Genomic DNA, 6378 nt, shown 5'->3' on the forward strand with positions numbered 1-6378 from the left:
GCATACCGCTGGAGAGCGGTCTATAAATACTACTCTTTTATAATACGAGGAGGTGCTGGCCGATGCCGAAAAGCAGCGTAAACGCCAGTCTGAGCAGCTACGATGATATTTTTTCCACCGAAGAATCCCGGCAGGAAGAACAGCGCGAGCAGGTGCAGCAGATTCCGATTGGAGAGCTGTTTCCATTCAAGAACCATCCCTTCAAGGTTCTGGACGATGATTCTATGAGCGATACCGTGGAAAGTGTCAAGCAGTACGGTGTGCTTTCGCCGTTGATTGCCCGCCCCAGACCGAAGGGCGGCTATGAAATTATCTCCGGGCACCGCCGTCAACACGCTGCGGAGCTGGCCGGACTGGAAACCCTGCCGGTCATTGTGCGCCAGATGGACGATGATGCTGCCATAATCCTCATGGTAGATAGCAATTTGCAGCGTGAGCATATTCTGCCCAGCGAGAGAGCGTTTGCGTACAAAATGAAGTTGGATGCCATGAAAAATTAAGGTACAAGGTCAGATTTAACTTCGACACAAGTTGTGTCGAAGTTGCGGAGCAATGAAAAGCTGGGCGCAGAGAATAATCAAAGTCGTGAGACTGTTCGACGTTTCATCCGTCTGACCAACCTTATTCCAGAACTGCTGGACATGGTGGATAACAAAACCGTGTCCTTCAATCCTGCTGTGGAGCTTTCCTATCTTTCTCCTGAACAACAGCAGGAAGTGATCCGGGCAATGGATGATACCCAGAACTTTCCTTCTGTCTCACAAGCAAAGCGTATCAAGAAGCTGGCTCAGGATGGAACTTTTACAACGGAGACGGTCGTTGCCATTATGGGCGAGGAGAAAAAGAGCGAGCTTGATACGGTGACCATCAAAAATGACACCCTGAGAAAATACTTTCCCCGCAGCTATACGCCCAAACAGATGGAAGATACCATCATCAAGCTGCTGGAGCAGTGGCAGAAAAAGCGTCAGCACAGTGAAGAACGCTGACAGGATATGAATAGGAAAGACCCGGTTGGGTCTTTTTCTTTAGAAAAAAGGAGAAAATGCCTATGAAAAATGATTCTAATCCCATTATTCGTTCCGAGAAAGTCACCATTGATATGCACATCTGTGCGGCACTGTCGGAGAGCAGGAGCAGTGGCGAGATCTATTTTGCTGCCATCGCCCCGGATATGGAACTGACAGTCATCACGCTGGACGAGGCTCCCGACATTCTGCCCTGCTTTGACGAGGATGATGCGTACCTGAACATCCCCGACAGCTCGCTGCTGCTCAGCTACAACCCGGCGCAGGTGCTGAAACTGGCGGGCAAGCGCTATCTGACCGGTCCGGTCATTCTGGTGCGCACCAATATGGATGGCGAGTTCATCTCGCTGACGATCGATCAGGTCTACCTCTTTCAGAAGTACCTGATGCGCCACAGCGTTACCCTGATGGCTGACGGCCAGAAACTGCCCTGCATCTGTATCGACTGAGGTGTGCCATGCTGAACTTTTTTATCGGTTTCGCATTTTTTGAAGCCGGCGCTTTTTTCGGCTTCTTTGTGGCAGCTCTGTTGAACGCCGCCCATGCCGGGCAGGAGATCTCTATCAAATTCGAGGAGGACGATAATGGAACAAAACGAGAACACCCTGACGGTGCTGGAGATTGTACCGGGGCAGTATCCGAAGCAGGTCGAGATCGACCCTGACCTGAAATCTTTGCAGCAGGCAGTCGGCGGCAACATCGGTGCCAGCTATCCGTTCAGTGACCCGGTAGCCATCGTCTACAACGATGACGGCAAGCTCATGGGACTGCCGTTGAACCGTGCCCTGCGGGACGAGGACGGGCAGATATACGATGCCGTTGCCGGAACCTTTCTGGTGGTGGGGCTGGGCGAGGAGGATTTTGCATCCCTGACCCCGGAGATGGCGCAGAAGTACGAGCGGCTTTTCCATCAGCCGGAAGATTTTATCCGGCTGGGGCATCGGATGATGGTTGTTCGTGTGCCCGATGAAGCAGTCTGCCCGGAAGAAAGCAAAACTACCCCGCCGAAGGACGCCGGATTTGACCGCTAAACACGACTTTCTGCACTGGAGGTGATGGAAATGCAGGAAGAAATCGAGCACAAAACAGTCAATTTTGCCATTTCGACTGTAAAACTGTCTGCCCGCACTCTGCTGAAAGGGGCGCAGTTCTTTCTGCGCCAGTACGACAAGAGTGCATCACAGGGCAAGCAGTCCATGAAGCGGCTCATCCGGCAGAACCGGGGTGTGACCAATCTGGAAATCGAAAAGACTGGCATCAAGGATTTTGACCGTTACGCTAAGCGGTATCACATCGACTATGCAATCCAAAAAGACCTGTCCTGCACACCACCTCGGTATCTGATTTTCTTCAAGGCACAGGATGCAGACGCTCTGAACGCTGCGTTCAAGGAGTATTCGGCAGCAGTATTGAACAAGGCCGAGCGTCCCTCTGTGCTGGCCAAGCTGCACGATCTGGCACAGGTCATTGCCAACCTCCCCGACAAGGTACGGCGCAAAGAAGAGGAACGTGGCTTATGAACAAGAAAAAGTTCACCAAGCTGCTGGCCCTGTACCTGCCTTATCTGGTGATTGGGCTGGCTGCGACCAATCTTGGCGAGGCATGGCGGCTGGCCGAGGGTAAGGAGTTAGGCGATAAAATCGTGTCGCTCATAGATACGCTCCCGGCTGCATTTGTGACCCCACTTCCTAGTCTGCATCCCCTGGATATTCTGGTGGGTATCTGCTGCGGTGCCGGACTGCGGCTGGCCGTCTATCTGAAAAGCAAAAACGCCAAAAAGTACCGGAACGGCATGGAGTATGGCTCCGCCCGATGTGGTGCATAATCTTAACTGTAAGGAAAACTATGTGGACGCAGGAGGTATGCACATGAACGAATATAATAAAATTACAGCCCTTTACTCCCGCCTTTCCGTCGGGGACGAGGACAGAGATGGCGGCGAGAGCAACAGCATTGTAAACCAAAAGGCATTTCTGGAACGGTACGCCCAACAGCAGAGATTAACCAATATCCGGCACTACATTGACGATGACGAAAGCGGCAGGTTCTTTGACCGCTCTGCCTATTCCCGCATGATGGAGGATGTGGAAAACGGAAAAATAGGCGTCTGCATTATGAAAGACCTGACGCGCTGGGGGCGTGATTATCTCCAAGTCGGCAATGCAATGGAGGTATTCAGACGGAACAATGTCCGCTTTATCGCGGTCAATAACGGCATAGACAGCGACAATCCCGATACATTGGAGTTTGCGCCCTTTATCAATATCATGTCGGAGTGGTACGCAAAGGACATCAGCAAGAAAGTAAAAACGGGTATCAGGACCAAGGGTGCAAGCGGCAAACCCATCGCCACCGAAGCCCCATACGGATATATGAAAGACCCGAACAACAAGGATTTTTGGATAATCGACGAGGAAGCCGCCGAAGTGGTACGCTTGATTTTCCGTCTGTTTATCGGCGGGAAGAACAGAAACCAAATTGCCGTATATCTCAAAAACGAGCAAATCCTCACGCCTACGTTCTACCTCAAACAGCACGACAGAGGGACAGCGAAAAGCAGACCGCTGAACGAGGAAAATCGCTATAAATGGAACAAAGCAACCTTAACCAAGATACTCACAAGGCAGGAGTATTGTGGTGATGTTGTCAATTTCAAGACCACAAAGCATTTTCGGGACAAGCGCAACCACTATGTAGATAAAAGCGAATGGCAGATAACCGAGAATGTGCATGAGCCGATTATCGACCGCGCCGACTTTGAAACCGTACAGCGGATTTTGGAAAACGCGCCTGTCAGACGCCCTAACGGGGACGGAGAAATCCACCCTTTGTCGGGCTTGATGTTCTGTAAAGACTGCGGCGCAAAAATGCACATTCGCATAGATTACAGGAACGGCGGCAAGCGTCATGTTGCCTTTTGCAGCGAGTACCACAAGGGCAAAGCCAAAAATCCCAAATGCAATTCCCCGCACATCATAGACGCTGATTTAGTCATGCAGACTATCGCGGATGTTCTGAAAAAAGTTGCAGAATACTCCATAAGCAACCGGGAGGAATTTGAAGCATTAGTCCGAAAAAACCTTGATATGCAGCAGACGGACAAGAGCAAAAAACAGCAGAAGCGTATTCCGCAAATTACAACACGCCTTGAACAGATTGACAAGGTGCTGAATAAACTCTACGAGGATAACGCCCTCGGTGCTATCCCACAAGACCGATACGAGCAAATGTCACAGAAATATTCGGAGGAATACTATACGCTGAAAGCGGAACTTGCAGAACTCAAAGAACAGTTATCCGCGTTTGAGGACGCAGGAGGATGGGCGCATAAGTTTTTGAAGCTGATAGAACGCTACGCCGCCTTTACCGACCTTACCCCCGCCATTCTCAATGAATTTATCAGCAGAATTGAAGTGCATGAGCGCGATAAGAAAAGGGCAAAACAAGCTGTTCAGCATATCGGGATATATTTCAGCTATATCGGCAAGTTTGAAAACGAACTGACACAGCTTGCAGAGCCGACAGAGGAAGAAATCCGGCAAATGCGGGAGAAAATCGAAGAAGCCCAAAAGGAAAAGAGCCGCGCTTATCATCGGAACTACTCAAAGGAATACCGGGCGAAAAACCTTGAAAAACGCCGGGAGTATGAACGCATCAAGGCGCGGGAATATCGGGCAAAGCGAAAGGCGCAAGCCGCTGCGCTGCCCGTATCGTAAAACAGAATAACCGACAGCAGAAAGGGATTTTCCAACTATGGGAAATCCTTTTTTTGCACCCAAAGGAAGGAGTGACCCAATGACAGAAAAGAAAACCACAACCACCGCGCAGAAGCAGCCGGATGGTATCATCACAACACAGCGGAACGGACAGACCATCGTTGCGGAGTTGTTTTTCAATCACAGAAGCGCAGAAACATTCCGCGACAAGCTGCTGAAAGCGATACTTGCCGACTATTCGCATTTTTCTGCGTCTGACGGTCAAGAGCCGTAAAAACGGAATATTTGACGATTGGAACACTCTGGACGAGGAATGTATCGCCAGAGCATTTTCTATTGAAAAAACGCCGTTTTTCCCAAGTCAAGAGCCGAAGAAAACACCCGAAAAATGCCCCTACTGCGTAACAGGGGCGCAGAAAGGAGAGTTTATGAAAACAGGACTGAAAAAGCAGGAAAAGACCACCGATATTTGGTTTGACGAGAAAGACCCCCTTATCCATATCCGCACCCACAACACCGACTTGAAGAACAGGCTGACCGCGTACAGCCGCCGCTTCCCCTCTGTCTGTAAGCTGACCGACAGCGACCCGGAAACGGGCTGTATGGAGTTTGAGATTGCAAAGGGACGCTTCTCTTTCCGTCTGACCGCACCATACAGCGAGGAACGCAGACAGGCGGCAAGCGACTATGCAAAGAAGCATGGTATTTCAGCCGGGAAAAGCAAGCCATGACACAAAGATACAGTAAAATTATTAGGTAAGGACGGTTGATGTCTATGTAAAACGAACAGGAGGATAAAAATTGACTGGAAGCATTTACGGCTATGTGCGTGTCAGCACAAGAGAACAAAACGAGGACAGGCAGCTTATCGCCTTACGCGAGGTAGGCGTTTCAGATAAGAATATCTTTATGGATAAGCAATCCGGCAAAGATTTTGAGCGTCCACAGTACAAAAAGCTGCTTAGAAAAATGAAAAAAGACGACCTGCTCTATATCAAGAGCATAGATCGTCTGGGACGCAACTATGAAGAAATCTTACAGCAATGGCGTATCATCACAAAGGACAAGGGCGTTGACATTGTGGTTTTGGATATGCCCCTGCTTGATACGCGCCGGGGAAAAGACCTTATGGGAACATTTCTCTCGGATATTGTGCTTCAAGTGCTGTCCTTTGTGGCAGAAAACGAGCGCACCAATATCAGACAGCGGCAAACAGAGGGTATCGCGGCAGCAAAGGCGCGGGGTGTGCGCTTTGGGCGACCACCACGCCCCTTGCCGGATAACTTTCATGCTGTTTATCAGAGGTGGCGTGCCGGGAAAATTACCGGCACAGCAGCCGCAAAAGAGTGTGGTATGCCCCTTGCGACCTTTCGCTACCGGGCAGAAATCTACGAAAAAGCCAAATTATTGTAAATAGGCGGTTTTACAGAAAGGTGTACTTTCCTGTAAACCGCCTATTGCTTATAGGTATTTAATATTATACTTCTTCAGACGGCGTTTTTCAAGTCTTGAAATGTAAATATTCGTTTATATCCCGGCTAATTTGTCGATAAAATGCGTTTACAGGAAAGTACACGTTACTAAAGGGATAAGAAGGAGGGATTCGTCATGTTGGTATTCCAAATGCGTAATGT

The 6378-nt window shown here is 49.7% G+C and carries 7 protein-coding genes and 2 pseudogenes; all 9 read left to right on the forward strand.

What is annotated here, in order from left to right; genetic code table 11:
* Positions 1-62 precede the first annotated feature (62 nt).
* A pseudogene (locus tag J3353_RS15405) lies at positions 63-989 on the forward strand (ParB/RepB/Spo0J family partition protein).
* Positions 990-1051: 62 nt separating this feature from the next.
* Positions 1052-1477 (forward strand): hypothetical protein, encoded by a 426-nt coding sequence (locus J3353_RS15410; RefSeq protein ID WP_156073422.1) that lies wholly within the window; start codon positions 1052-1054, stop codon positions 1475-1477.
* Between the two features lie 135 nt (positions 1478-1612).
* On the forward strand, positions 1613-2059 hold the full coding sequence (locus tag J3353_RS15415) for a DUF3846 domain-containing protein (RefSeq protein WP_207685186.1): 447 nt from the start codon (positions 1613-1615) through the stop codon (positions 2057-2059).
* 30 nt (positions 2060-2089) lie between these two features.
* Complete coding sequence (locus J3353_RS15420) at positions 2090-2548, forward strand: PcfB family protein (RefSeq protein WP_207685187.1); 459 nt, start codon at positions 2090-2092, stop codon at positions 2546-2548.
* Positions 2545-2847 (forward strand): annotated as a pseudogene (locus tag J3353_RS15425) (type IV secretory system conjugative DNA transfer family protein); the annotation flags it as partial. The gene J3353_RS15420 and the pseudogene J3353_RS15425, both read left to right, overlap by 4 nt.
* A gap of 49 nt (positions 2848-2896) precedes the next feature.
* A complete protein-coding gene (locus tag J3353_RS15430) occupies positions 2897-4744 on the forward strand; it encodes a recombinase family protein (protein WP_207732025.1) in 1848 nt (615 codons plus the stop codon).
* A 79-nt stretch (positions 4745-4823) separates the two neighbouring features.
* Positions 4824-5018 (forward strand): transposon-encoded TnpW family protein, encoded by a 195-nt coding sequence (locus tag J3353_RS15435; protein ID WP_071143486.1) that lies wholly within the window; start codon positions 4824-4826, stop codon positions 5016-5018.
* A 154-nt stretch (positions 5019-5172) separates the two neighbouring features.
* Positions 5173-5475 (forward strand): hypothetical protein, encoded by a 303-nt coding sequence (locus tag J3353_RS15440; protein ID WP_071143485.1) that lies wholly within the window; start codon positions 5173-5175, stop codon positions 5473-5475.
* A 70-nt stretch (positions 5476-5545) separates the two neighbouring features.
* Positions 5546-6157, forward strand: coding sequence for a recombinase family protein (locus tag J3353_RS15445; protein WP_071143484.1), 612 nt, complete (start codon positions 5546-5548; stop codon positions 6155-6157).
* Positions 6158-6378 lie beyond the last annotated feature (221 nt).

Source organism: Faecalibacterium sp. Marseille-Q4137 (assembly GCF_017377535.1).
In the GTDB taxonomy this organism is placed as follows: Bacteria; Bacillota; Clostridia; order Oscillospirales; family Ruminococcaceae; genus Faecalibacterium; species Faecalibacterium duncaniae.

Bases quoted from the DNA above. Each gene is read 5' to 3' on its own strand.
- J3353_RS15410 (WP_156073422.1), top strand. From the start codon at position 1,052: ATGAAAAATGATTCTAATCCCATTATTCGTTCCGAGAAAGTCACCATT.
- J3353_RS15415 (WP_207685186.1), top strand. From the start codon at position 1,613: ATGGAACAAAACGAGAACACCCTGACGGTGCTGGAGATTGTACCGGGG.
- J3353_RS15420 (WP_207685187.1), top strand. From the start codon at position 2,090: ATGCAGGAAGAAATCGAGCACAAAACAGTCAATTTTGCCATTTCGACT.
- J3353_RS15430 (WP_207732025.1), top strand. From the start codon at position 2,897: ATGAACGAATATAATAAAATTACAGCCCTTTACTCCCGCCTTTCCGTC.
- J3353_RS15435 (WP_071143486.1), top strand. From the start codon at position 4,824: ATGACAGAAAAGAAAACCACAACCACCGCGCAGAAGCAGCCGGATGGT.
- J3353_RS15440 (WP_071143485.1), top strand. From the start codon at position 5,173: ATGAAAACAGGACTGAAAAAGCAGGAAAAGACCACCGATATTTGGTTT.